The following is a 23274-nucleotide window of genomic DNA, read 5'->3' as shown; positions in this document are numbered from 1 at the left end:
CCCCCCCTACCCCCCCCGCAGGGAGACGTGGTGGACCGCTTGTTGCCCCGTTGCGCGATGCTTGCATCAGTCCGCCCGGTGACCAGGTGTCGCCCTGGCCGGTCGGATCGCGTGTTGCTGTCGCCTGCGATCAAGGCGTCTTGCTCTGGGCGGTGGGTGTAGTCGATGGGCGGCGGGTTCCATGCCCCGAAGTTCCGCGAGAAATCGACCACACCACCTTTCGTGACGTACTTGCTTACGTAGCCGGTAATGTCTGCCTGGCTGCGCGGCGCTTCGATCCGATTACGACCGAACTCCCGGTACCACCATTCGTGCCACTCGTAACGGCTGGCGAGACGGTTGAGGTCATCGGTAGGTGCAGCTGCAACGGCGTGGAAATGGAGGCGGCCATCGCGGTGGAACTCCTGCCCGCGTGCCCACTGAATGCCGCCGTGCCAGCGCGATGCCCACTTGGGACCGTAGATGCTGCGGTTGAGGCAGCTGACGAAGTAGCGGAACGCTTTATCAGCCGCTTCCTCGTGCATGCCGCCTGTTCGACTGGTCTTACTGAGCTTGAACGTGAGCGTCCAAAATTGTTGCCAGGGAACGCGCTGGAGTAGCTCGGCGTATCCCTGCGCTTGGTAATCAACGTGCCGCAGCTGGTGCAGCAGTTCAGCGTCGCATCCGATGCTCGGAGGGTCTGTAGGCTGCCCCCGCACAGGTAGCACGGACTGTTGGGGTAATGGCTCGTCATGGCTCATTGCCCCGTCCATGCGACGATTTATGTGGGCACCTGGTCCAGAAGATGTTGAGCAGGCGGCGGAACTCAACACCACACGCGCGATGCACGCCCCACCAGAAAGCAATCAGCTCGTCATCGGATGCCGGCGCAAATAAATCCATCTGTTCAAAACGAGCAACGCGATCACGCTTGAGTGCAAACACCGTTTCCAGTGCCTGGTGAACAAGCTCCATCGCATGGTCTGCGCGAGCGACTCGCGCCGCGCACTGGTCGCTGTGCTGATAGCCCAGGGTGCAGAACTCAAGATCGAGAGGATGCGGAGCAACGTTAGCGGTCATCGCACGCCCCCTTTGCGATCCTTGAACAAGCGGCGAAGTGCGAGCCACGCCTGCTCAATGACTATGGAAGTGATCGCCAGCCCGACTACCAGGGCCACAAAGGCGGTCACTGCGGCAAGGCCCATATCGAACTCAGCCAACTCAGCGAATGACGGATACCTGCTCATGCGGCACGCTCCTGTTCTTCTGCGAGCTCGGCTGCGGCGAGCAAGTTGCCGCGCTTCGTAGCTTCGATTTCCAGGCGACGCAGGTCAGCGACCGACTGGGCAATGAATTGGCTTTCGCGTGCAGTGCGACCAGCGGAGAACGCACGCCGATCAACACACCACGTCACGAATTTGGCTAACCCCAACGACACGGCTGCGATACACCCCAGCAGCACGGCGAGAACAAGTGCGTCCATGTGCCCTACCCCTCCCCAAGCCCCAAGGGGCCCCCGGGCGGCCTTGGGGTGCCGACCGGGGGTATCGGCTACAGGCGTAGTCGATGGGGCGCACCATAACCGGCTACACCCGTAGCCGTCAACACCTGTAGTCTTCGCCCGTAGTCAACGGGTGGAGACGGTCATGGACTGGGTAGAGTTTTTCGAGAAGACGCGGCAAGCAGCAGGCGTTGAGAGCTTTGCGAAGCTCGCGCCGAAGCTCGGAATTTCTGACGGCGCCATTTCTCATTACCGCACCGGGAAGCGTGTTCCCCAGGTATGGGTTGTCGCGGAATGCTTGAAGATTCAAGGGCATCCGCAGCCGGAGAAAGCGGCAATCCAGATCATGAAGTCAGAGGCCCAAACTTCGCCGGAGCGACACTTCTGGAAGAGACTGGCGGCGACCGCAATGGCGCTGATGCTGGCAGTTGGGTTCGCCCTGCCCCATGACGTCCAGGCAATGACGCAGCCAGGTAACGCCTTGCACGATATACATTATGCGAAATGATGTGGCTAGTCTGATCCGGCCCTTGGGCTTCGCCTGGCAGTGATTCCTGACGAAACAGGTAAATCTGTTATCCAGCGCCACGTAAAAGTGTTATCTGTAGGGCCGCAGGCCGATAATGGCCCAGGACGCATTCAGTGCTCCCGCCAGAGTAACCGACGCCGAGGAATACCAGCGATACACAGTTAGAAAGGAAGCTCAATAATGTCAAGTTTGAACGAACGACTCGCTGCAATTGCTGTAGAGCTCAACAAAGGCGTGACTGCCCCGTCAGACACCGTTCGGACCATCCTTTCCTGGCTCGGGGCTGAGCGTCGCGGCACTTGGGTAGTTAAACAGATCAACTCTGCCCTGGAGGCAAATGGTCTCGTCACCAGTCCGAGCTTCGAGTCTACGTGGCTAGATGGAACCGTCACCTTTGGCCTAAAACCTAGCGTCGCCGCAGGAGAGACTCAGCTTGACCCGACGTTTCGCCTTGGACGCTTGGAAGCAGCCAACAAACCTGTTATCTCCGTTGCACCGAATGATAGCCTCGCCAAAGCAGTTACCCTTATGCTTACGTATGATTTCTCGCAGCTGCCCGTGATGGTTGGCGCGCGCGACGTTAAAGGGACCGTTAGTTGGAAGACAATCGGCGCTCGGCTGGCAATGGATAAGAGCTGCCAGGAATGCCAGGAGTTCATGGAGACCGCTCAGATTGTTTCGGAGAACGTTTCGCTACTTGAAGCTGTGGACGTCATCGCAAAGCATGATTACGTGCTTGTGCAAAGAGTTGATAAGACGATCGCAGGGTTGGTTACTGCGAGTGACTTCAGCTCACAGTTCCGTCTGATGTCGGAGCCATTCCTGCTTGTTGGCGAGATCGAAAACGGAATCCGGCACCTTCTTCATGGTCGATTCAGTGCGGGGGATCTTCAAGGAGCTCGCGCGGATGGTGACACGACGAGAGTAATTGAACGTCCGAGTGACCTCACATTTGGCGAGTACGTTCGTCTTCTTCAAGAAGAGTCCAACTGGAATAAGTTGGAGGTCAAAATGGATCGACGAGAGTTCGTCAGACAACTCGACCGGGTTAGAGGCATCCGAAATGATGTCATGCACTTCGACCCAGATGGCTTAGATCCGGACGACAAGGCCTTCCTCGTTGAGTTCGCGCAGTTTCTAAAGCGCGTGCGCGAGATCTGCCGTTGAATCCCAGCGGCAGGCAACTGCTATTCCCACTACCCAAGCGGGGCGCGGCTACTCCAAGTAAGGCAACCCTACCCTGCTCACTTGCATGGTCTCGGGCACTGTGTTTGCCGGCGTGTCCGCGTCTGCGGCCGCAGCAGCGGTGCGGAAGATTCCCGCGGTCTTTGTCTTGACGGGGATGGTCAGGTGCATGCCCTGCTAGTGGCCGCGGGTGGCTGATCGATGGATTTCAGCCAATTGCTTGCCTTGCCGCAACGCAACGCAACGCAACGCCCAAGATCTATATGGTGCGGTACGTCCCTGATGCAGTTCGATCTTCTGGCGACCGGGCTCCGCTAGTAAGCTAACACGTAGCCGGATCCGCCTGACTGGCGCTAGCAATATCTGATGTTTGTTTTGTGCCGAAGACGGTCGCGCCCTACCCCGGCTAGTTCTCCCTAATACCCTGCCCCGTCGATGCCCCCTTTCGGCCCAAAGCGGTCTTTCAACAACTTGGTGGCAGGTACAGAGGCAGGGGCACGGCGGCTAGCTCTTGCCGATTTACCGTGTCCCTGGTGGTAAGCCCGAGCCATTGTGCCGGAAGAGCGCTACGATCCGGCCCGAATCGCACGATCACGATCTCGGGATGCAACGTCATACCATTCGAAAAAGTCAGAGTCTGCATGCCACTGTTATTCTGCGCGGAAGTGAGCGTCACGTTTCTGGTTACCTCCAGAAAAGGGGATACGCCCGCACCGACTGCCTTCTTCGTGCATTGCTCTAGCAGGTGCACCAGGAAGCGGTTGAGCGCATAAGCCTTGGAAAAGCACGCATCCTTGATGCACAGGTGCACGCTGCTCACGTCCTCGCGCAAGCTGGAAAGCACAGCCAGCTTGACGTACTGATCTCCCGCGAGCGATGTGGCCAGTTTTTGATAGGCGGCGTCGAGGATGGGTAGCTCCTGGTTACGGAAAGGATCCGTCGCCGTCCAGATAGCGTTGAGCCCATGCTGTGCCTCCATGGCTTGGATATCAGCCAGCGCCTCGGGCAATACCTTGTTCGTGTCCTTGGCCAAGAGCCGATCCCAAGTGGCGAGAGGATGGTCGTCAATCGTCGCCGCTCGAAGCGCATCTTGCAGGCCACCATCGCCACCGCCGATCACTACCACTCGCGGTGGTGAGGACAGGCCACAATTAGGTTTTCGAATGTCGTCATTCGCCCAGAAGGCGTTCCCCTGCAGCAAGACGTTACCGCTGCTGTCAGTGACGATGTTGTTCTCCGCTCCCATGCCCGCAGCCAGTAGCACGAAACGTGGTATTAGCGGGGTGTATGGCTTATGGCTTCCACCCCAAGGAGTGCCGCCATAAATGGTGACCGCACGCGTTTGCTTGCGTGGATGTCGCTTTTCCGCGATACACCGTTCGGTTTGGAGCCAACGCTTGACGTCTCGATTGGTTGCGAGGCTGTTGATCCCTACCTGTAGCCTAAGTCGGCCGCCCGAATTGGCGATGGCCTGCTTGAGGATCGGCTCCCAATCCTTGACAAGAACATCTGGATTGGCCGGCAAGCTGGTGCTGAATGGCAACGCCGTCGGTTTGCCAGCAGCCCAAGGAAACAGCGCCTCATTCACTGGCGGAGGCATTTCTTGGCAGCCATGTACCGCCAGTGGCCATTCGTACATGTACGGACCCACGCATCGCGTGGCAACACCGCGCTGCAACCGGAAAGGCGCATCTACCGAAGCATCGACGATTTGGACCTCCACACGGTGGCGCGCAAGCACCATGCCCGCCACGACGCCAGCAACCCCGGCACCGACGATCAGCGCCTGTTGGCCGGGCTGGAATTGGTTGCCCGCCACAAGTGCTTCCGCAAGCGCCACGGCGCGATGGATCTGATCGCGTATGCTGACGTGATGCAAATTGCTCGACAGGTCAAAGAGGTTCGGTCCGACCTTGTAGGCCAACAGCGGTAGCGCTGAGACACTGATCATCCGTGAGCTCCTTCTTCCGGAAGTCCGGCTCTGAATGCAGCGTCAAGCAAGGCATCCTGCGCGTCATCGGATAGGCAGAACAGTACGCCGTGCCCAAGGATCTCGGACAATCCCGCCCCGCCGCCGTCACCGGACTGGGGTCCGGTGGGTCCTCCAGGTGTACCACCTTCATCACCACCACCGTCAAAGCTTGGCGAGGGCAAATCGTTGTCAGGCAAGATGCGACCGTCGCTCCCAATTGACAGCACGCCGATTTCCGCGAGGCCGGCGAGCACTTCTTCCATTTGCTCAAGTCTCTCTGGGCCTACTAAGTTCTTCCCTTCCTTCGACCGCATGTTCTCGCGCTCCACCTCGAGCAGTCGGAGCAGGTCGCGAGCCGTTCGGGCCTGTCCGTTCCTAAGGAATTTCAGGACGTGGTAGACGTAGCTGTGTCGAAGAGCCAATGCGTTCCCCTGGGTCGAAGGGTGCCCCCTGATGGGGGTCGTAAATCAAATACTAGTCGGAAAGACGCCATAGCGCTTTCAATGGCCGATGCATGCTTCGTCCCGCCCAATTCTAATTTGGCACCTATGAGCTAACCATGATCCGTTGAGGTGCATCGCAAATGTGCAAGCGGGGCAACATAAGCGAAGCCCTTCGAGCGTGTCTCATCTCGAATGGCTGTTGCGGGTCGGAAGCTGCCATGCCCTACCCCCGATAAATCTTCCTAATCCCCTGCCCCGCCGATGTCCGCTTCCGGCCAGAAGCGGGCATCCGCCCTACCCTCGATAAACAGCCCTTATCACCACTCCCCGTACTGAAGTGCACTGCCACTCTCAGTTTGGCGCTCGCCGAGATCCAGCCCTATTGGGCAGCCGAAACAGGAATCACACCCTTTCGCAGAATCTCCAACCTCCCAGCATCGCCAACAGGCACAAGCACTGTAGCCTTCCGCGACGGGTCCCACAGTGCATAGCTATCACCAAGACGACCAATCAGGCTTAGGTCGCCCTGCACCTTTCCCTCAACAGTCACAGCCGTCACGTGGTTGCCGCCGCCAGAGGAAATCTTCTCAGCACGCTGGGAGCCAAGCATGCTTGAAGCTATCGAGACGTAGACCAGCATCACCAAGGCGTAGATCAGCCAAGGGGAATCTTTCACTGCGGTGGGCACCACCGGCGAAAGATGCACGATCAACGCACAAATGACCGTCAGAAGAACCCCTATCAGAAGAGGAGACGTGTTCGACCACCAAAGCAGCAGCCCTAGGGCAGTGAAGAAAAGCACTGGAACCAGCCATGCAAACAGCTTGCTTTTGGAGCTGCCGCTCGTGACCTTCATCTCTACCCAGCCGCCAAACAGCGAGGCCAGCAGCATGAGAAATAACACCATGCCGATCCCAGCGAGCCCTGCCAGCGCAAGCTCACTCACCGCAACAAACTGAAAGGGATCCAGGCCGAAGTGGCCCCAATACGCCTTCAGATAGAAGGCGCCTTGAATCAATCCGAACGTGACGAGCGCCGAACCCCATCCAGCAACATCGGCCATCGTCAGTGTCTTTTTCGTACGCTCCATGTATCCCCTTCCATCGATGCAGCCCCGCCACATAGTGACATGCAGCGCTCTACCTCGCAGAACCCAACTCAATTAACGTGACGCGTCACGCCGGGTCGCGCCCACCCCATTGGCGCCCCACCCCACGCCTACTATAGTGCCACCCCTTACAAGGACGAGGCGCGCACATGCCCTACATCGGAATCGGACTCCACGTACTGGCGGCCATCTACTTCGCGGTGCACGCCATCCGCTCGGGTCAGAGCCTCTATTGGCTCATCCTGCTCTTCTCGTTCCCGCTGCTCGGCAGCGTCGTCTACTTCCTTGCGATCTACTTCCCGGAAGCCCGCAACTCGCGCGGAGCGCGGCAGGCAATCCGCTCCGCCAAGCAGCTCATGGACCCGGGTCAGGACCTGCGCAACGCACGCGCTGAGCTGTCGCGAACGCCCACCGTGCAGAACCGGGTTCGTCTTGGCATGACGCTGCTGGATGCCGGCCAGGCGGAGGAAGCCAGAACTCTGCTTGAGCAGGCGGCCAGCTCGCCACTGGGTGACGACCCCTACATCCTTACCGGCTTGGCGCGTGCTCGCCTCGAGTCCGGGCACGCCGTGCTTGCAGTTGAGACGCTGGACGGCCTGTTCGGCCGCCATCCGGATGTGCGTCGCAAGCCGGAACAGACCCTGCTCCATGCGCAGGCGCTGGCTGCTGCACAGGCACCTGGCACCCGCGCCGCGTTTGAGCGCGCCGTGGAATGTGGAAATGATGCGGCCGCCCGCTGCCTGTACGCTGAGTGGCTGATGGCACAACCGCAGCCTGCTGACCGTGAGCAGGCTCGCAGCCTGTTCGCCAGCATCATCGACGATGCCCAGCATTGGTCGCGCCATGCGCGCAGCCACAATGCCGCATGGCTGGAGCGGACCAAGGCCGCGTTGAAGGGCTACTGACGTCTGACAGCCTTTGGCAATCCTGTCGCATCCGCCTCGCTCATGGCTCCGCCGGGCGGATGCCGACACTCGTCAGGCTTGGACCGCCGACATCGCCGACAGCCTTACAGCGCAACGCTCCAGCCTCATTGCGCCGTATGCAACGATTCTGAAAATGTTGAAAGTGGTGTCGGCATCGGCCTTACTGCATTGGCATCACGCATAGGTCCGCGTATTCCTTGCCGTGCCACCGTGCATCGGTGGTCGGGATTCGAAACCCCGGTTCTACGCTGAAGTAAACGCTTGCCAGCCGGCATCACCCATCAGGTGGTGCCGGCTGGCAATCCGTCGGCCGGCTATGGCGGGCGGTGCGCGGAGGCCTTGTGCCTGCCGGTTTTAGCGTAGACCGGGTTTCGAACCTCGCACCGTCCGCCACCTTTATCGGTGGCGGCTTCTGCATGCACGCAAGGAGCCCAGCCATGACCCAGCACCACTCCCCTGCCCCGCACCCGGTCCACGATGCGCCTGCCAACGGACTCGCGCTGGACCCGAACACGCTCATCGCCCTGCTGCACAGCATCGGCTCCGGCGCTGCCTCCGATGGCCAGCCTTGGCCTGAGCGCCATCAGATGCCTGGGCGGCGCATTGCTCTGGCAGACACCGATTGCTCCTTGGCCGGCCTTCGTGTGGTGCTGGAAATCCTGTTGGCCGCACAGCGTGCCCGCGAGAACGGCGAGTTGGAGCAATACGTCGGCCCGCGCGTCATGGAAGGGCTGATCATGGCCGGGTTGGGGCTCGTGGCGCACGCCAGCACACGGGTACGCCCGGACGGTTGAGTGGCGCGGCATCGCTGGGCGGCCACCGCGCTCTGTCTTGTGGCGGTGATTGCGGTACAGGCGCAGTGGCCGGCGCCACCGGTGCCCTCGCCTGTTGGGTTCCAACGCATCAACGACGATCGATTCTCACAACTGCGCCGCCAAGCAATGCAGTTCGTGGCGTCTCGGCCGCGACAGGGCTTCCAGTTTGTCGAGCGGCATCGAGATGCCGAGTTCCAGGTTCATTGCCGAGGCATGCCAGTGCTGTGGCTGGAGAGACGCTCGAAACATCTGCTGTTGCAGGTCTCACTGGACGCGGAGCAGCGGGCGCCCACCGTTCTGCAGCTGCGGGCAATCCTCCAATGGCAGTTGGAGCCATTGGATTATCTGGAACAGGTGCTGGCTGGTGTGCCGGAGCCTGTTCTGATGGACCGGATGCTGCAGGTTCTCGCTGGCGATGTGCCTGATGGGGCGCGATGTGGTGTGCCGTAGTCGGGCATGGCTCGACGCTACAGAGGCGCGGGCTGCGGCGGCTCGGGTTCGTGGATGGAGCCTTCCAGCAAGGCCACGTAAGTGTCCAGGCGGGTGCGCAGCCCGATCAACAACCAGCCCGCAAGGTAGAGCAGCACCAGCGCGTAGATAAGGAAAGCACCAAGCATGCCGACATCAAAGGCGCTGGTCCAATCTCCCCATTTCCATCCACGGAACTGCAGGTAGAGGGCAATCAGCAGCGGAAATGGTCCAAGGCGCTGCAACCCGCCGTACATCAGGCCCATGCGTTCGATCATGCTTGCGCGCAGGTGGCTTACGTACTTCAGTCGACGCTCACGCTCGACCCTGGGAAATCCTCGAAGGTCAGCAATCACAGCTTGCCACTGGGCAAACTCGCCATCCATTTCCTGAGCATGCGACAGTCGCGGCTGGCTGAACTGGCGGATTCCGCGGCCAGCCGCAAGCAGGCCCCCTATAACGAAGCCACCGATCTCCACCGCCAGGCATAGCCTGACCAACAACAGCGTGGTCGTGAGTGGAATCCATCGCTCGGGCAGCTGACTGCCGAGAATGCCGATGGCAGCGGCCATCACGGCTACGCGGAACGACCACCTTTCCAGCCTGCCGGCCTTCGGGTAGATGCTGTGTTCAACCAGCCCCTGCACCCGCTGGTAGAGCCAGTGGAAGGTCAGTTCCTGTCGCTTCGTCTGGTCCGGCGAATCGAATCCACCCTCTGCCTGCATATCCATTGCATCCCCTGCCCCGCCGGCGCAGATGCCGGCGCCACCATCGTAGCCGAGCTTGGTTGGGGGCGGCATACGGCCTTGCCATGTAATCGTCAGGGCCAGGATCTTCCCGTAGTCCAGCATGGCTCGACTCTACAGTGGCGGAGCCTGCGGGCCGACCCGCACATGTACCGCATGGCTGATGCCACGATGGAACATCTTGGCGTACGGGCAGACGCGTTCGGTGTTGCGCACCAGTTCGCAGGCCAGGTTCGCATCCATGCCGGGAAGATGGACCACGATCTCGGCCGACAGCAGGTACAGCCCATCTGCCGGATCACGGGCGAAGGTGACCGCCACTTCGACGCTGGGGTTGTGCAGCAGCAGGCCGGCACGCGCGGCCACCAGTACCATGGCACCGTGGAAGCAACCGGCGTAGCTTGCGGCCAATAGCTGCTCGGGATTCGATCCGCCGCCAGGCCCACCGAGTTCTGGCGGCAGGCGCAGGTCCACCGCCAGTGCACCGTCGTCCGATCGCACCACGCCGGACGCGCGCCCGTGCTGGGCCTGGCCACCGCTCACCCGCACGCGGCCGGTGTACAGCGGCTGCACGTCGACGCCCTGGTAGCGGTCCAGCATGGCGGGCGAAGGTGGCTTCAGCTCGGTCATTGGCAAGTGATCGATGGCCGCTCAGGCGGGCTGCCGCTGCAACAGGCCGGACTGCTGCAGCCAGGCTTCGAAGCCGACCTGCCCCAGCCACGCCTGCCCCACCGGCACCAGCGTATCGATCTGCAGCGGCGCACCGAAGTACAGGGCCTCGGCGTCTGCCACGACCTGCCGCGGGTCGCCGGTCCGCTGCAGATACTGCCTGGCCAGATCCGCCATCGCGGCGCGCTGGGGGCCCGCAATTTCCACAACGTCATTGCGGGGTGGCTGCTGCGCGATGCGTGCCACCGCCTCGGCAACATCCTCGGCGGCAATCGGCTGTACGTCGGCGGCGGGCAACCGCACGGTCGCCCCATTGCCGGCGGACTGGATGATGCCCGGCAGGAACTCGAAGAACTGCGTGGAATGGATGATGGTGTGTGGCAGGCCCGAATCGCGGATCAGGCGCTCCTGCGCGATCTTGCCGCGGAAGTAGCCGCTGGCCGCAAGCTTGTCGGTGCCTACGACGGAAAGCGCAACGTGGTGGCGTACGCCGGCACGGGCGGCGGCGGTCAGGACGTTGTGGCCAGCGGTCTCGAAGAACGAAAGCACTGCCGCGTCTTCGAACGAGGGCGAGTTGGCGAGGTCCACCACCACGTCGACGCCTTCCATGGCGGCGTCCAGGCCTTCGCCGGTCAGCACATCCACGCCGGTGGAGGGCGCTGCCACCACGATGTCATGCCCGGCGGTGCGCAGGCACTCCACCACCTTGCTGCCGATGCGGCCGGTACCACCGATGACGAGGAATTTCATGACGTGTCTCCTGGAATGTAGAAGGGGCGACCGGCTGTGGCCGGGCATGCTGGAAGCGTAGACAGCGTGGGTGCGGGGCAGTAGGTCCGCGCTGGGGCGCGCACTGTTGCCCGGCACGCACCAATGCTTCAGGCCCAGGCGGGCTGTGCGCCTGGTTTCATGGGCGTGGCCTGTTGGCGCGCCTCCCAGTGCGAGATCACATCCAGTTCGAGCGCGCGCACCCGCTGCGTGCTGAAGTCGATGAAGGCCCGCACGCGCTTGGGAAGCTGGCGGCGGCTGAGGTAGCACAGGTAGTGGCCGCGATCGAGCGGCGCATGCCGATCCAGGCAGGTCACCACCCTGCCCGCCCACAACGCTTCACGCACCTGATAGCTGGGCAGCTGGGCGATGCCCAACCCGTCGATGACGGCCTGCAGGGCCAGATCGGCATCGTTGAACACCAGTGCGGCCGGCGGCTGCAGGTGCACATCGATGCCGTCGACCCGGAATTCCCAGGGCTGCATGCGCCCACCCGGCAGGCGCCGCCCGATGCAGGCATGCGTGGACAGCGCATCCACCGACGACGGTAGACCATGCGCCTGTACGTACGCCGGAGATGCACACACGACCAGCTGCATCGGCACCAGCTGCTTGGCGATCACCTGGCTGTCTTCCAGCAGGCCGTCGCGAAACGCTACGTCGATGCGGTCACCCGCCAGGTCGGGGGCCTGCTCGTCCAACAGCAGTTCTACCGAGACCTGCGGATACTCGGCGCGGAAGGCGGCCAGCAGTGGGGCGATCACCCGCCGGCCGAAGCCGTGGCTGGCACTGATGCGCAGGTGCCCGCGCGGCGGGCCCTCGCGCAGGTCGCGCATTTCCTCCAGCGCCTGCAGGATGCAGTTCACGCCCGGGTTGCAGCCCTCCAGGAACAGCTCGCCTTCGCGGGTCAGCGTGGTCGAGCGCGTGGTGCGCAGGAACAACCGCACGCCCAGCTGGCTTTCCAGCTTCTGCACGCTGCGGCTGACGGCCGAACGGCCGATGCCGAGGCGGTCGGCCGCGCGGGCGAAACTGCCCTCGGCCGCCACTGCAATGAAGGCCAGCACGCCGGCGTAGCTGGTGGAGAAGGATGCATTGAGCGCATCGTGGCCGTCGCTGGCCGGGCTGGGCTGTGCGGTGTTCATGGGCGGCCTGGCTCCAGGCGGGCACGGTGTGCGTGCAGGTGGTTCCGCGCCAGCGCCAGGCGCTGTCTGCACGCGGAAAGGTCGAGCCCCAGCAGGGGCACGATGTCCTCGAACCCGGCGCCCAGCACGTCGTGCAGCAACAGCACCGCACGTGCATCGGGCGGCAATTCACGCAGTGCGGCCAGGAAGGTCTGCCAGACCTGTTCGCTGGCAGGGCGGAATGCGGTGCGCAGGTGCGTTGAGGTGTCCATGCCCGGCAGACGGCCGAGCATCGGCCGCTGTGACAGGCCATTGGTGTTTTTCATGCAACAGCGTGCAGCCCGGCCCCGGCCTACCGGCAGTGCGGGCGCAGGCCTAGCCTCGCTGTGTCCTTCACTCGCTACAGGAATACACCATGACCGCACGTCTGGATTACGCCGCGCAATCGCCGGAGCTATTCAAGAAGCTCGGCCTGTACTCGCATGCCGCCCATACCGCCTCGATCGAAGCGGCCATCATCGACCTGGTCAACATCCGTGCGTCGCAGCTCAACGGCTGCGGCTTCTGCCTGGACATGCACGTGAAAGAGGCCACCCTGCGCGGCGAGCGCCCACTGCGCCTGCATCACCTGGCGGCATGGCGTGAATCGACGCTGTTCAGCCCGCGCGAGCGTGCCTGCCTGGCCTGGACCGAGGTGCTGACCCAGCTGCCGGCGCAGGGTGTGCCCGACGAGCTGTACGCGCGTGTGCGCGGCCAGCTGTCCGAGCAGGAGATCGTCGACCTGACCCACGCGGTGATGGCGATCAACGCCTGGAACCGCGCCAACGTCGCCTTCCGTACTACGCCCGGCACCTTGGATACGGCCTTTGGCCTGGACAAGGCCGGCCTGGCCTGATCGTTCCGCCGCTGCCCGATGCAGCGGCCCTCCCCTACCGCACTGGAGACCTGCCATGCGTCGTTCTGTTCTGGCCATGCTTGCGTTGCTGCCACTGTGCAGCGCTGCCGCCACCCCGCCCCCTGCTGCGCCCGAGCCCCTGGTGCGCGAGGTCATGACCCGCGCCCTGCCGGAGCAGCCCGGCAAGGAAGCGCTGATCCTTACCGTGGAATACCCGCCGGGTGGCGCCGATCCGGTGCACCGCCACGATGCCCATGGCTTCGTCTACGTCCTGGAAGGACGGATCGTGATGGGCGTGGCCGGCGGCAAGGAAGTCACCCTCGGCCCGGGCGAGGCCTTCCATGAAGGCCCAGCCGATCTGCACACCGTGGGTCGTAACGCCAGCGCTACCGAGCCGGCGAAGTTCGTGGTGTTCCTGATCAAGGACATAGGCAAGCCGGCGGTTCTGCCGCCGCACTGATCACACGTCGGGCGCTGGCACCAACGACAGGTCCCCGGGTGTCACAATCCGGGGACCTGTCCCGTCTACGCTGGCATGGACGATTCCACTGCGCTGTTCTCCCGCCTCCGCCCACGCCTGTTCGGCGTGGCCTACCGTATGCTCGGGTCTTCGCACGAAGCCGAGGACGTGGTGCAGGATGTCTGGCTGCGCTGGCATGGCGCCGACCTGTCACAGATCGAGAATCCCGAAGCCTGGCTGGTGGCCACCACCACCCGTCGCGCCATTGATGGCCTGCGCCTGGCACGGCATACGCGCGAACACTATGTCGGCATGTGGTTGCCCGAGCCGCTGCTGACCGATGACACCAGCACCCCTGAATATGTGCTGGAAACCGCCAGCGATCTGTCGGTCGCCTTCCTCAGCGTGCTGGAGCGGTTGGCCCCGGATGCGCGTGCGGCCTTCCTGCTGCACGACGTGTTCGATCAGGACTACGCGGTGGTCGCGCGCACCCTGGACAAGACAGAAGCCGCCTGCCGGCAGATCGTGCATCGTGCGCGCCAGCAGCTCAGGCAAGAGCGCCCGCGCTACAACGTCCCGCAGGACGTACACCAGAGATTGCTGCGCCGTTTCGCCGAGGCCGCATCCAGTGGCGATTTCCGAACGATGAAGGCACTGATGGCCGAGTCGGCCGAGCTGGTGGGTGACGGCGGCGGCATCGTCACCAGCTTCCCCAAACCGATGGTCGGGGGCGCTCGCATTGCCCAGCTGCTGTATGCCCCGCACCTGCGGCGCAGCGCGCAATTGCGGATGGTGCCGGCCATGCTCAACGGACGGCTGGGACTGCTGCGCTATTTCGATGGCGAGCTGGAAGCGGCGATGGCCTTCGAGACCGATGGCGAACGGATCACGCAGATCCTGGTGCAGCGCAACCCGCACAAGCTGCAGCGGCTGGCACTGCCCACCTCCATCCAGTAGATCCGCGCCCCGCGTGGATCGCATCCATTGCGACCTCGTTCTTGCGGGATTCGACCGGGGCGCCGATGCGCCCCGATCGTGAACGCCTGCCTGCGCAACGGCCGCAGGACCCGATCAGAAGTCCCAGAACACCGGCACCCAGCGGAAGGTCTCGCCCTCCAGCGACACCCGGCCCACTGACGGGAACGGAAGATGCGTGGCCACCAGCATTTCGCCGGTGCCTGCCAGTTCCTTCAGCAGGGCGATGCGTACGCGCGCGGATTCCTCCGGGTCGTGCTCGAAGCCGTTGTGCCAGTTCGGCTGGTCGAAGCCGACCGCGAACACCGCGTCACCGGCGAAGGTCAGGGCCTGCCCGGCAGACGCCACGCGCACCACGCAGTGGCCCGGGGTATGCCCACCGGTGCGGCGGGCCGTCACGCCCGGCGCGATCTGCTGTTCGTCCTGGAAGGTGTGCACGTAGCCGCTGTACTCGGCCCAGAAGTGCTTGGCCGTGGCGCGCAGCGCATCGGGGAACCCCTGCGGCATGTTGGTGCGGCTGAAGTCCGGCGACTTCCAGAACTCCACCTCCGCCGCGGCCACGTGGATCTTCAGGTCCGGGCGCAGCTGTTCCTTCACGCCTTCAACCAGCAGCCCGCCGACGTGGTCCATGTGCATGTGGGTGATCACCACGTCGGTGATTTCGCCCAGGTTGATGCCGGCGGCACCGAGGCGGCGGATCAACTGGCCGGCGCGTGGCAGCTGCAGGTCCGGGTCCATGCCCAGGCCGGCATCGATGAGGATGGTGCGATCACCGCTGTGCACCACCATCACGTTCAATGCCCAGTCGAAGGCATCCTGCGGCAGGTACATCTCTTCGAACCATTCGGCACGGTCGGCGGCCGGAACGTTGTGGCCGAGCATCTGGGTGGGCAACGGCAGGACGCCATCGCTGATCACCAGCACTTCGACGTCGCCCACCTTGAGGGCGTAGCGCGAGGGCACCAGTTCATCGAGGGCGGGGGCAATGGGCGCGGCGGTGTTTTCCAGACTGAACATGAGGGATCTCCACGAAGGGGCATTGGGCGGGCAGCGATGCAAGGCTGGCGCGAACGATTCCGGGCGCTTTCCCACGGCGCAGGGCGTGGCGTTGCCAGGGCACGGATGCCTGGCAGGCCAGCGCTGCAGGGTTCATGGGAAGACGGGCCACTGCGCAAGCGGTGGGCCCGGAACACGGCATATGCCGTGTGCGATCAGCCTAGGCAGCACACCGTTGCCGCGGTAGGCCCGTGGAGGGGGACGTGATGTTGCATTCCGGGAAGCAATGCGAATCACATACCCAGATCAGACAGCCCCGGGTGATCATCCGGGCGACGCCCCAGCGGCCAGTGGAACCTGCGGTCGCTTTCCTTGATCGGCATGTCGTTGATGCTCGAGAACCGGCGTTGCATCAGGCCATCCGCACCGAATTCCCAGTTCTCGTTTCCATAGGAACGGAACCAGTTGCCGGAGTCGTCATGCCACTCATAGGCGTAGCGCACGGCAATACGATTGTCGGTGAAGGCCCATAGCTCCTTGATCAGCCGGTACTCAAGCTCCTTGTTCCACTTGCGGGCCAGGAACTGCCGCGCTTCCTCGCGGTCATGGGTGAACTCGGCGCGGTTGCGCCACTCGGTGTCCAGTGAATAGGCCAGCGCGACTTTGTCGGCATCGCGGGAGTTCCAGCCATCCTCGGCAAGGCGCACTTTCTCGATGGCCGATTCACGGGTGAAGGGGGGAAGTGGCGGACGGGGTGCTTCAGTGGACACGGTGGGGCCTCCAATCAAGTGGATGAGCGGGGTGCTTCGACGGGTTTCGATCACTCAGGCGTCAGCGCCTGGACTGCTCCAACAACACCGCTGCAACATCCCTTGCAGTGTCTGCGGCGTCGTAGTCGCCCATTACGCGTGAAACGGTGATGGCGCCTTCCATGAGAACCAGCAGCTGCCGCGCCAGTGCTTCCGGCTGCTTGATATCCAGTTGCGTGGTGAGTTCCAGCGTGTAATCCAGCAGCTTCTGCTTGTGATGTTTGGCGATGTGGCGAATCGGATCGTCGGGATTGCCAACCTCGCCTGCGGTGTTGATGAAGGCACAGCCGCGATAGCCCTCGGACTGGAACCAGCCCTTGAGCACGGTGAACATGCTCAGGATGCGTGCTTCCGGGGTGTCGGCCTTGTTGCACTCCTGCTGGAACCAGGTGAGCCAGCGCACGTCACGCGCATTCAATGCCGCAGCGGCCACCTGGTCCTTGTTTTCAAAGTGCCGGTAGATGCTCTTCCGGGCAACGCCGGAGGTCTTCACCAGCAGGTCCATGCCGGTGGCGTGGATCCCGTTCTGGTAGATCAGCGCCTCGGCCGTGGCCAGGATCTTCTGCTGGGTGTCGGTGGTGATTGTGCTCACGGCGCCAAGGTAGAACGATCGTTCTACCCTGTCAACGGGCGGCATCGCGACCTCCCGGCTGCGTGCATCCGCTCAGGACGATCTATCAAGAAATTCGTACATGTCATCATCCAGACGCCCGATTTCGGCCGCAAAGTACGTCTCACCACCCACCCATGAGACGCCCCGCATGAACACCTTTGCCCGTTCCCTGGCCGTTGCCGCCCTCGCCCTCTCGGTCCAGGCCGGCCTGTCCGCGCAGGCCGCCGAACCGGCCAAGCCGGCAGCAGTCACCAGCATTGCGCGCACCGCCAGCTACATCACCACCGCCGATGGCGTGCAGCTCTACTACAAGGACTGGGGCCCGAAGGACGGCCCGGTCGTTACCTTCAGCCACGGCTGGCCGCTGAACTCAGACAGCTGGGAATCGCAGATGATCTTCCTGGCCAACCACGGCTACCGCGTCATCGCGCATGACCGTCGTGGCCACGGCCGTTCCAGCCAGCCGTGGGATGGCAACGACATGGATCACTACGCCGATGACCTGGCCACGGTGATCAACACGCTCGACCTGCACGATGTCACCCTGGTGGGCTTCTCCACCGGTGGCGGCGAAGTGGCGCGCTACATCGGCCGCCATGGCACCGGCCGGGTGAGGAAGGCGGTGCTGATCAGCTCGGTGCCGCCGCTCATGCTGAAGACCGCCGACAACCCCAATGGCCTGCCGATGGAAGTGTTCGATGGCATCCGCAAGGCGCAGATGGACAACCGCGCACAGCTGTACAAGGACATCCCGTCGGGCCCGTTCTACGGCTTCAATCGCCCGGGCGCGAAGGTGTCGCAGGGCCTGATCGATGCCTGGTGGGCGCGGGGCATGCAGGGTGGTCACAAGAACACCTACGATTCGATCGCCGCGTTCTCGGCCACCGACTTCCGCGCCGACCTGAAGAAGTTCGACGTGCCGACGCTGGTGATCCACGGTGATGACGATCAGATCGTGCCGATCGACATCTCCGGCCGCCAGTCGGCGAAGCTGATCAAGGGCGCCAGGCTGATTGTTTACCCGGGCGCGCCGCATGGCCTGACCGACACCCACAAGGACAAGGTCAACCAGGATCTGCTGAACTTCCTGCAGGAGAAGTGAGTAACCGGGGCTCCGGCATCGCGCCGGAGCCCGTCTCACATCAGAGTGTTTCTGCCCCGCCGCGTGTCCGTTCCCGGTCAGAGTCGCCCCGGTGCGGATTCGGGCGGTGCAGAATTTCATCCGGGCCCGGCTGCAAGGGCGTGGAAATGGCCATGCCAGAACCTCGGCACCTGGCAGTAATCCTCTACCTCTCGTTCGCAAGATAACTCGGCTTTACACGGAGCGAGCGGGTAATCTGAAAACACGCGTTCGTGAAGGTGGTAACGGTTAAGTCCAGGGAAAGTCCATACCTTCAATTTCGCTGTAACGTAATTGTTGAAGATGCGAGTGGATTCCGGGCGGGCCAACAATCAGCTGTGACATGGAGGTGGGGATGTGCACGGTATCTTGCAGGTCTTCAGCAAAGCTTGCGGCTCTCCTTTATTTGATGATTGCCTCCTGCATCGCCGCGATCATGCCGGTTGGCGCCAAAGAGGGCCGATCACTTGTGCTTGTCAGACTCTCATCTGAGCAGGGGACAGTCCTTGCAACCGGGCTACTGAGAGGGATGCTGAGGCCAATCAATGGCTGTGTCTACTTCGTGGATCCAGGCGGCACGGCATATCTTGCAGCATGGCCTCACGATTACTCGCTCGCCATGAAAGGGGGCGTTCCCGTAGGCGTGCAGGACGAACGATCGGGGGAAATGATGGAATTCGGAATCGCCGCATCATTCGGAGGGGGACATGGAGGTGAATCGCTCCGTTCGAGTCTTGCTGCGTCCATTCCGGATGCCTGTACTGGCCCACTCATGACGATTCACTTGGTGCGTCAGGCAAAGGAGCAGCCATGATCAATCTGCGCACGAAGCTATCCATGCGTGCCCTGACATTGTCCGCCCTCGGTGCGTTCGCATTCTCCCTGTACGGCCAGCCGATAACTGGCAACCCCACGGCACACACCTACTCGCGAACGTTCAATGTATCTGAGGCCGAAGCAAAATACAGGTCGATGAAATCGATCTCTGCGGCAGGTCTGGAAGCCAGGATTCAGGCATCTGAGCCGGATACGTTTGGTGGCTTGTACGTTGAGCATGAGCCAGAATTCAAGATCGTAGTGCTGTTCACGAAGAAGCCGACAGAGACCTTGGCAAAGTACACGCAGGATCCTGTATTTGCCGGCCGCACTTCCGCTCAATCGCTCGAGATGCTCTTGGCGACCCAGGCCGAGGCAGAGGCCCAGCTTCTCGCAAAGAAGGTTGAGTTCGAGTCGGGCGTTGATATCAAGCGGTCCATTGTGACCTTTTACGTGAAGGACGAAGCGGCCGCTAGACGCGCACTCCGGCCATTGCTGGGCGCTGTCGATTTCATGGCGATCAAGCAAGTGAAAGGCTTTACTGTCACTACCGCAATCTCCGGCGGCCATAAGTTGACCGGTACTGCCTTCAGTTGCACTACTGGCTTCAACGTCTTCGACGCAGATCGTGAGCTTGGCGTCCTCACGGCCGGTCACTGTGACAATACGCTGACCTATCAGGGCATTGCCGCGCCTCTCGTTTTCCAGAGCGAGCAGAACGTAGGCGACTACGATGTCCAGTGGCATAAAGAGCCGCCCAGGGGCCCGCGCCACGCGCAGACAAATGAAATCTCCCTGATCAATGGTCCGTCGCAGACGCTCGAAATAACCAGCACGCTCCCCTCCAGTTCGACGCATGTGGGGGATGTGATCTGCAAGAGTGGAATTCATGGCCACTACGCATGCGGGACCATTGAGGATATGAATTCAAGGTCCAATCATAATGGGGCCATAGGCAGGTACATTCGTGCACGCAACCTTTCTCCAGGTCCTCTCAACGTCGAAGGTGACAGCGGTGGGCCGGTCTTTTCCAACAATGCGGCCGTCGGCGTCATTCACGGCCGGGGCGGTGAAGACACGGGATTTGAGAACGACCTGTTCTACATGCCCATCGAGCGGGTTTCAGCACTTGGCGTTTCCGTATTAACGGAGGCCTTTGAAGTTACCGGCATCGCAGATCGCACTGAAAATTATTTCAGGCCATTTTCCGTTCCGGTTGCGTACAAGGGAGTTCCGAAGTTCCCTATAGAGTTGACGCTGGAGCGCCCGGTGTGCCCGAGCGGGCCCTGCGAACCCGCCACGGAAACGTTGCCGGACAAGATGCCCTCCCCGCTCAACTACACATGGGCCTGCTTCTACCCCATCGTGCTCTACCCGCCTCCCGTCATTCCCCCTCCCCCGTTGACCTGGAGGGAGCGGATTACCTTGAAGGATGCGTCTGGAATCACCGCCGAGCCCGTTGAGTACAACCTGCACTGCAGTGGATGCCCTGATTGTCCATAGCCCGCATCTGTTGATGAGTGCAGTGCTGGAACCACTTGCGTGGATTCTTCGTCAGCCGAGCATGGCTCGGCTCTACATAAGAGCCAGCTCCCTGGCAAGGAACGGCGCCGTCCTGCTGCCTTTGGCGCGCGCCACCTGTTGCGGCGTTCCCTTCGCGACGATGGTGCCCCCTGCCCCGCCAGCGCCGGGGCCGACATCAATCACCCAGTCCGCCTGTGCAACCGCGCGCATGTCGTGCTCGATCATCACCACCGTATTGCCCGCGTCCACCAGCCGCTGCAGCTGCACCAGCAGCCGGTCCGCATCCGAGGCATGCAGGCCGGTAGTGGGTTCGTCCAGCACGTACAGCGTGCGCCCGCGCTGGCTGCGCTGCAGCTCGGTGGCCAGCTTGATGCGTTGCGCTTCACCGCCTGAAAGTTCCGTGGCCGGCTGGCCCAACCGCAGGTAGCCCAGGCCGATCTCCTGCAGCAACTGCAGCGGCCGGGCAATGGCCTCTTCCTGGCTGAAGAACGCATGCGCCTGGTCGACCGTCATCTGCAGGACCTCGGCGATGTTGCGGTCATTCCACTGCACCTTCAGCGTGGCTTCGTTGTAGCGGGCGCCATGACAGGTCGGGCACGGCGCATAGACGCTGGGCATGAACAGCAGTTCGACACTGACGAAGCCCTCGCCTTCGCAGGTCTCGCACCGGCCCTTGGCCACGTTGAACGAGAAGCGGCCCGCGTCGAAACGGCGGCGGCGCGCGGCGGGTGTCGCAGCGAACAGCTTGCGTACGTGATCGAACAACCCGGTATAGGTGGCCAGGTTGGAGCGTGGCGTGCGGCCGATGGGCTTCTGGTCGACCTGCACCACCCGCTGGATCGCGTTTACATCGCCTGCCAATGTGCCCCGCGTCGTTTCAATCACGGTTGGCCCGTCGGTGGGCGCGCTATCGGCGTTGTCGTCCGCAGGCTCATGCCCGAGGTGCAGCAGCAACAGCTCGGGCAGCGCCTGCGCCATCAGGCTGGACTTGCCGGAGCCGGAAATGCCGGTCACGGCTGTCAGCAGTCCCAGCGGCACCTGTGCGTCCACGCCCTGGAGGTTGTGGCGGTGGATGCCCTTCAGTTCCAGCCAGCGGTTGGCGCTACGCTGTTGGCTGGCAGGCGCCGGCACCTGGTCGAACAGATACAGGGCCGTGCGTGAATCCTGGATCTGGCGCAGGCCGTCGGGCTCGCCACTGTAGAGAACGCGCCCGCCGTGTTCCCCCGCCTGCGGACCCACATCCACCAGCCACTGCGCGCGGCGCATCAGCTCCAGATCGTGTTCAACAACGAACACCGAGTTGCCGCCGTCGCGCAGCCGTTCCAGTGCGTCGTACAGCGCCTGGCTGTCGGCCGGATGCAGGCCGGCCGAGGGTTCATCAAGCACGTACAGCACGCCAAACAGCAGCGAGCTGAGCTGCGTGGCCAGCCGTAGGCGCTGCAGTTCGCCGGCTGACAGGGTTGGCGTCGCACGGTCCAGCGAGAGATAGCCCAGGCTCAGGTCACGCAGCTGGCGTACACGCGCCATGACTCCGCCTGCCAATCGTTGTGCGGCGAGGCGCTTCTCTTCGGACAAGGCCGAGGTCAGGCGCACGTCCGGAGCGCCCTCGTGGGTCGCCTGGCCACTCGCGGCCCGCCGGGCGCGATCGCGGGGTGTCGCGCTCCTGCGGGTGCGAGCGCCCTTGCTGTGCGCGCCGAAATCACCTTGTGCGATGGGCTCCAGCAGCGCCGCCAGCTGGTCCAGCGGCAGCCGCATGAACTCACCGATATCCACGCCGGCAAAGGTGACCGAAAGCGCCTCCGGCTTCAGGCGTTTTCCATGGCAGGCCGGGCACAACCGGTCTTCCATGTAGCGGGAAACGCGCTTGCGCATCAGCGCACTCTGGGTGTTGGCAAAGGTGTGCAGCACGTAGCGGCGCGCGCCGGTATAGGTGCCCATGTAGCTGGGCTCCTGCTTGCGCTTCAGTGCGGCACGGGTCTCTGCGGGCGTGAAACCGGCATAGACCGGCACGCTGGGCGCTTCCTCGGTGAACAGGATCCAGTCGCGGTCCTTCTTCGGCAACTTCTTCCACGGCACGTCGATGTCGTAGCCCAGCGTGACCAGGATGTCGCGCAGGTTCTGGCCATGCCATGCCGGCGGCCAGGAGGCGATGGCGCGCTCGCGGATGCTCAGCGAGGGGTCCGGAACCATCAGCGCTTCGGTCACTTCGTAGACATGCCCCAGGCCATGGCAGGTGCTGCAGGCACCCTGTGGCGTGTTGGGCGAGAAGTCCTCGGCGTACAGCATGGGCTGGTTGGCCGGGTACGCACCGGCGCGCGAGTACATCATGCGCACCAGGCTGGACAGCGTAGTCACGCTGCCCACCGATGAACGTGCATTGCTGGCGCCGCGCTGCTGCTGCAGCGCTACTGCCGGCGGCAACCCGTCGATGGCATCCACGTCCGGCACGCCCGCCTGGTCGATCAGGCGCCTGGCATATGGCGCAACGGACTCGAAGTAGCGCCGCTGCGCTTCGGCGAACACGGTACCGAAGGCCAACGACGACTTGCCCGAACCCGACACCCCGGAGAACACCACCAGTGCATTGCGTGGGATGGAGACGTCGACATTCTTGAGGTTGTGCTCGCGTGCGCCGCGCACCTCGACGCAACCGCTGGCGGCGGCAGCGCATGACGATTCACCAAAGGGGGTGTTGGACATCGTTACGATCCTGCAGGCAGTGAGTGGCGCGCGCCAGGGCGCGCCCAATGATGCATTTTCGCTGCTGCGGGGTGAATGTGGGTGACGGACGATCCTGCAATGCGTGATCTGCTGGCTGCAGAACACCTTCTCAGGC

25 protein-coding genes and 1 pseudogene are annotated in these 23274 nt (G+C 62.8%); 10 read left to right on the top strand and 16 right to left on the bottom strand.

Going from position 1 to position 23274, the window contains the following annotated elements; all coding sequences use genetic code 11:
• Window positions 1-146: 146 nt before the first annotated feature.
• The 4 genes and pseudogenes from V3B64_RS01760 to V3B64_RS01745 form a co-directional block, all read right to left on the bottom strand.
• A pseudogene (locus V3B64_RS01760) lies at window positions 147-740 on the bottom strand (hypothetical protein); the annotation flags it as partial.
• Window positions 730-1059: a hypothetical protein gene (locus V3B64_RS01755; RefSeq protein ID WP_329913492.1), complete on the bottom strand. Its 330-nt coding sequence runs from the start codon at window positions 1057-1059 to the stop codon at window positions 730-732. The gene V3B64_RS01755 and the pseudogene V3B64_RS01760, both read right to left, overlap by 11 nt.
• Window positions 1056-1226, bottom strand: a complete 171-nt coding sequence (locus V3B64_RS01750; RefSeq protein ID WP_329913491.1) for a hypothetical protein — start codon at window positions 1224-1226, stop codon at window positions 1056-1058. Before V3B64_RS01750 ends, V3B64_RS01755 begins: the two co-directional genes overlap by 4 nt.
• A complete protein-coding gene (locus tag V3B64_RS01745) occupies window positions 1223-1462 on the bottom strand; it encodes a hypothetical protein (RefSeq protein WP_329913490.1) in 240 nt (79 codons plus the stop codon). Before V3B64_RS01745 ends, V3B64_RS01750 begins: the two co-directional genes overlap by 4 nt.
• Before the next feature lie 163 nt (window positions 1463-1625).
• Here V3B64_RS01745 and V3B64_RS01740 point away from each other — a divergent pair, with 163 nt between their 5' ends.
• Complete coding sequence (locus V3B64_RS01740) at window positions 1626-1988, top strand: DUF3693 domain-containing protein (protein ID WP_329913489.1); 363 nt, start codon at window positions 1626-1628, stop codon at window positions 1986-1988.
• Between the two features lie 201 nt (window positions 1989-2189).
• Complete coding sequence (locus V3B64_RS01735; RefSeq protein WP_329913488.1) at window positions 2190-3176, top strand: CBS domain-containing protein; 987 nt, start codon at window positions 2190-2192, stop codon at window positions 3174-3176.
• Between the two features lie 481 nt (window positions 3177-3657).
• Here V3B64_RS01735 and V3B64_RS01730 read toward each other — a convergent pair whose 3' ends face one another.
• From V3B64_RS01730 to V3B64_RS01720, 3 genes are all read right to left on the bottom strand, one after another.
• Window positions 3658-5145: a hypothetical protein gene (locus V3B64_RS01730; RefSeq protein ID WP_329913487.1), complete on the bottom strand. Its 1488-nt coding sequence runs from the start codon at window positions 5143-5145 to the stop codon at window positions 3658-3660.
• A complete protein-coding gene (locus tag V3B64_RS01725) occupies window positions 5142-5429 on the bottom strand; it encodes a hypothetical protein (RefSeq protein ID WP_329913486.1) in 288 nt (95 codons plus the stop codon). The genes V3B64_RS01730 and V3B64_RS01725 overlap by 4 nt, the downstream gene beginning before the upstream one ends.
• Window positions 5430-5988: 559 nt before the next feature.
• Window positions 5989-6699, bottom strand: coding sequence for a hypothetical protein (locus tag V3B64_RS01720; protein ID WP_329913485.1), 711 nt, complete (start codon window positions 6697-6699; stop codon window positions 5989-5991).
• Between the two features lie 167 nt (window positions 6700-6866).
• Between V3B64_RS01720 and V3B64_RS01715 the strand changes: the two genes are divergently transcribed.
• The 3 genes from V3B64_RS01715 (at window position 6867) to V3B64_RS01705 (ending at window position 8908) form a co-directional block, all read left to right on the top strand.
• A complete protein-coding gene (locus V3B64_RS01715; protein ID WP_329913484.1) occupies window positions 6867-7622 on the top strand; it encodes a tetratricopeptide repeat protein in 756 nt (251 codons plus the stop codon).
• A 458-nt stretch (window positions 7623-8080) separates the two neighbouring features.
• The gene (locus tag V3B64_RS01710; RefSeq protein ID WP_329913483.1) at window positions 8081-8437 is read left to right on the top strand and encodes a hypothetical protein; all 357 of its coding nucleotides are present in this window, start codon (window positions 8081-8083) and stop codon (window positions 8435-8437) included.
• A complete protein-coding gene (locus V3B64_RS01705) occupies window positions 8438-8908 on the top strand; it encodes a hypothetical protein (RefSeq protein ID WP_329913482.1) in 471 nt (156 codons plus the stop codon). It abuts the gene before it with no gap.
• Window positions 8909-8925: 17 nt separating this feature from the next.
• Here the strand turns inward: V3B64_RS01705 and V3B64_RS01700 are convergent, their stop codons facing one another.
• The 5 genes from V3B64_RS01700 to V3B64_RS01680 form a co-directional block, all read right to left on the bottom strand.
• Window positions 8926-9777 carry a hypothetical protein gene (locus V3B64_RS01700; protein WP_329913481.1) on the bottom strand — a complete coding sequence of 284 codons (852 nt, stop codon included), beginning with the start codon at window positions 9775-9777 and terminating at the stop codon, window positions 8926-8928.
• A gap of 9 nt (window positions 9778-9786) precedes the next feature.
• Window positions 9787-10302 carry an Ohr family peroxiredoxin gene (locus V3B64_RS01695; protein ID WP_329913480.1) on the bottom strand — a complete coding sequence of 172 codons (516 nt, stop codon included), beginning with the start codon at window positions 10300-10302 and terminating at the stop codon, window positions 9787-9789.
• Window positions 10303-10323: 21 nt separating this feature from the next.
• Window positions 10324-11091, bottom strand: coding sequence for an SDR family oxidoreductase (locus V3B64_RS01690; RefSeq protein ID WP_329913479.1), 768 nt, complete (start codon window positions 11089-11091; stop codon window positions 10324-10326).
• 128 nt (window positions 11092-11219) lie between these two features.
• Window positions 11220-12251 (bottom strand): LysR family transcriptional regulator, encoded by a 1032-nt coding sequence (locus V3B64_RS01685; RefSeq protein ID WP_329913478.1) that lies wholly within the window; start codon window positions 12249-12251, stop codon window positions 11220-11222.
• Window positions 12248-12556 (bottom strand): sigma factor-like helix-turn-helix DNA-binding protein, encoded by a 309-nt coding sequence (locus V3B64_RS01680; RefSeq protein WP_087922603.1) that lies wholly within the window; start codon window positions 12554-12556, stop codon window positions 12248-12250. The genes V3B64_RS01685 and V3B64_RS01680 overlap by 4 nt, the downstream gene beginning before the upstream one ends.
• 89 nt (window positions 12557-12645) lie before the next feature.
• Between V3B64_RS01680 and V3B64_RS01675 the strand changes: the two genes are divergently transcribed.
• From V3B64_RS01675 to V3B64_RS01665, 3 genes are all read left to right on the top strand, one after another.
• Window positions 12646-13125, top strand: coding sequence for a carboxymuconolactone decarboxylase family protein (locus V3B64_RS01675; RefSeq protein ID WP_043033451.1), 480 nt, complete (start codon window positions 12646-12648; stop codon window positions 13123-13125).
• A 55-nt stretch (window positions 13126-13180) separates the two neighbouring features.
• A complete protein-coding gene (locus V3B64_RS01670) occupies window positions 13181-13585 on the top strand; it encodes a cupin domain-containing protein (RefSeq protein WP_329913477.1) in 405 nt (134 codons plus the stop codon).
• A gap of 75 nt (window positions 13586-13660) precedes the next feature.
• Window positions 13661-14542 (top strand): RNA polymerase sigma-70 factor, encoded by an 882-nt coding sequence (locus V3B64_RS01665; protein ID WP_329913476.1) that lies wholly within the window; start codon window positions 13661-13663, stop codon window positions 14540-14542.
• A 114-nt stretch (window positions 14543-14656) separates the two neighbouring features.
• Here V3B64_RS01665 and V3B64_RS01660 read toward each other — a convergent pair whose 3' ends face one another.
• The 3 genes from V3B64_RS01660 to V3B64_RS01650 all read right to left on the bottom strand — a co-directional run bounded on the left by V3B64_RS01660 (window position 14657) and on the right by V3B64_RS01650 (window position 16957).
• Window positions 14657-15577, bottom strand: coding sequence for an MBL fold metallo-hydrolase (locus V3B64_RS01660; protein ID WP_032127294.1), 921 nt, complete (start codon window positions 15575-15577; stop codon window positions 14657-14659).
• Between the two features lie 272 nt (window positions 15578-15849).
• Window positions 15850-16326, bottom strand: a complete 477-nt coding sequence (locus tag V3B64_RS01655; protein WP_329913475.1) for a nuclear transport factor 2 family protein — start codon at window positions 16324-16326, stop codon at window positions 15850-15852.
• Between the two features lie 61 nt (window positions 16327-16387).
• Entirely contained in the window at window positions 16388-16957 is a 570-nt protein-coding gene (locus tag V3B64_RS01650; protein ID WP_329913565.1) for a TetR family transcriptional regulator, read from the bottom strand.
• 169 nt (window positions 16958-17126) lie between these two features.
• On the opposite strand from V3B64_RS01650, the gene V3B64_RS01645 reads away from it, so the two are divergent.
• Together V3B64_RS01645 and V3B64_RS01640 are read left to right on the top strand one after the other, a co-directional pair.
• Window positions 17127-18080: an alpha/beta hydrolase gene (locus V3B64_RS01645; RefSeq protein ID WP_329913474.1), complete on the top strand. Its 954-nt coding sequence runs from the start codon at window positions 17127-17129 to the stop codon at window positions 18078-18080.
• Window positions 18081-18908: 828 nt separating this feature from the next.
• Window positions 18909-20417 (top strand): S1 family peptidase, encoded by a 1509-nt coding sequence (locus V3B64_RS01640; protein ID WP_329913473.1) that lies wholly within the window; start codon window positions 18909-18911, stop codon window positions 20415-20417.
• 72 nt (window positions 20418-20489) lie between these two features.
• Here V3B64_RS01640 and V3B64_RS01635 read toward each other — a convergent pair whose 3' ends face one another.
• Window positions 20490-23138: an excinuclease ABC subunit UvrA gene (locus V3B64_RS01635; RefSeq protein WP_329913472.1), complete on the bottom strand. Its 2649-nt coding sequence runs from the start codon at window positions 23136-23138 to the stop codon at window positions 20490-20492.
• Between the last annotated feature and the right edge of the window lie 136 nt (window positions 23139-23274).

Origin of the sequence: Stenotrophomonas sp. SMYL86, from assembly GCF_036320025.1 — a bacterium.
Classification (GTDB): Bacteria; Pseudomonadota; Gammaproteobacteria; order Xanthomonadales; family Xanthomonadaceae; genus Stenotrophomonas; species Stenotrophomonas maltophilia_A.
Note: the sequence above shows the minus strand (reverse complement) of the source record. Positions and strands in the feature narration are given on the sequence as shown.

Excerpts from the sequence above, each read along its gene's own strand:
- V3B64_RS01755 (WP_329913492.1), bottom strand. The coding sequence starts at position 1,059 with ATGACCGCTAACGTTGCTCCGCATCCTCTCGATCTTGAGTTCTGCACC.
- V3B64_RS01750 (WP_329913491.1), bottom strand. The coding sequence starts at position 1,226 with ATGAGCAGGTATCCGTCATTCGCTGAGTTGGCTGAGTTCGATATGGGC.
- V3B64_RS01745 (WP_329913490.1), bottom strand. The coding sequence starts at position 1,462 with ATGGACGCACTTGTTCTCGCCGTGCTGCTGGGGTGTATCGCAGCCGTG.
- V3B64_RS01740 (WP_329913489.1), top strand. The coding sequence starts at position 1,626 with ATGGACTGGGTAGAGTTTTTCGAGAAGACGCGGCAAGCAGCAGGCGTT.
- V3B64_RS01735 (WP_329913488.1), top strand. The coding sequence starts at position 2,190 with ATGTCAAGTTTGAACGAACGACTCGCTGCAATTGCTGTAGAGCTCAAC.
- V3B64_RS01730 (WP_329913487.1), bottom strand. The coding sequence starts at position 5,145 with ATGATCAGTGTCTCAGCGCTACCGCTGTTGGCCTACAAGGTCGGACCG.
- V3B64_RS01725 (WP_329913486.1), bottom strand. The coding sequence starts at position 5,429 with ATGGAAGAAGTGCTCGCCGGCCTCGCGGAAATCGGCGTGCTGTCAATT.
- V3B64_RS01720 (WP_329913485.1), bottom strand. The coding sequence starts at position 6,699 with ATGGAGCGTACGAAAAAGACACTGACGATGGCCGATGTTGCTGGATGG.
- V3B64_RS01715 (WP_329913484.1), top strand. The coding sequence starts at position 6,867 with ATGCCCTACATCGGAATCGGACTCCACGTACTGGCGGCCATCTACTTC.
- V3B64_RS01710 (WP_329913483.1), top strand. The coding sequence starts at position 8,081 with ATGACCCAGCACCACTCCCCTGCCCCGCACCCGGTCCACGATGCGCCT.
- V3B64_RS01700 (WP_329913481.1), bottom strand. The coding sequence starts at position 9,777 with ATGCTGGACTACGGGAAGATCCTGGCCCTGACGATTACATGGCAAGGC.
- V3B64_RS01695 (WP_329913480.1), bottom strand. The coding sequence starts at position 10,302 with ATGACCGAGCTGAAGCCACCTTCGCCCGCCATGCTGGACCGCTACCAG.
- V3B64_RS01690 (WP_329913479.1), bottom strand. The coding sequence starts at position 11,091 with ATGAAATTCCTCGTCATCGGTGGTACCGGCCGCATCGGCAGCAAGGTG.
- V3B64_RS01685 (WP_329913478.1), bottom strand. The coding sequence starts at position 12,251 with ATGAACACCGCACAGCCCAGCCCGGCCAGCGACGGCCACGATGCGCTC.
- V3B64_RS01680 (WP_087922603.1), bottom strand. The coding sequence starts at position 12,556 with ATGAAAAACACCAATGGCCTGTCACAGCGGCCGATGCTCGGCCGTCTG.
- V3B64_RS01675 (WP_043033451.1), top strand. The coding sequence starts at position 12,646 with ATGACCGCACGTCTGGATTACGCCGCGCAATCGCCGGAGCTATTCAAG.
- V3B64_RS01670 (WP_329913477.1), top strand. The coding sequence starts at position 13,181 with ATGCGTCGTTCTGTTCTGGCCATGCTTGCGTTGCTGCCACTGTGCAGC.
- V3B64_RS01665 (WP_329913476.1), top strand. The coding sequence starts at position 13,661 with ATGGACGATTCCACTGCGCTGTTCTCCCGCCTCCGCCCACGCCTGTTC.
- V3B64_RS01660 (WP_032127294.1), bottom strand. The coding sequence starts at position 15,577 with ATGTTCAGTCTGGAAAACACCGCCGCGCCCATTGCCCCCGCCCTCGAT.
- V3B64_RS01645 (WP_329913474.1), top strand. The coding sequence starts at position 17,127 with ATGAACACCTTTGCCCGTTCCCTGGCCGTTGCCGCCCTCGCCCTCTCG.
- V3B64_RS01640 (WP_329913473.1), top strand. The coding sequence starts at position 18,909 with ATGATCAATCTGCGCACGAAGCTATCCATGCGTGCCCTGACATTGTCC.
- V3B64_RS01635 (WP_329913472.1), bottom strand. The coding sequence starts at position 23,138 with ATGTCCAACACCCCCTTTGGTGAATCGTCATGCGCTGCCGCCGCCAGC.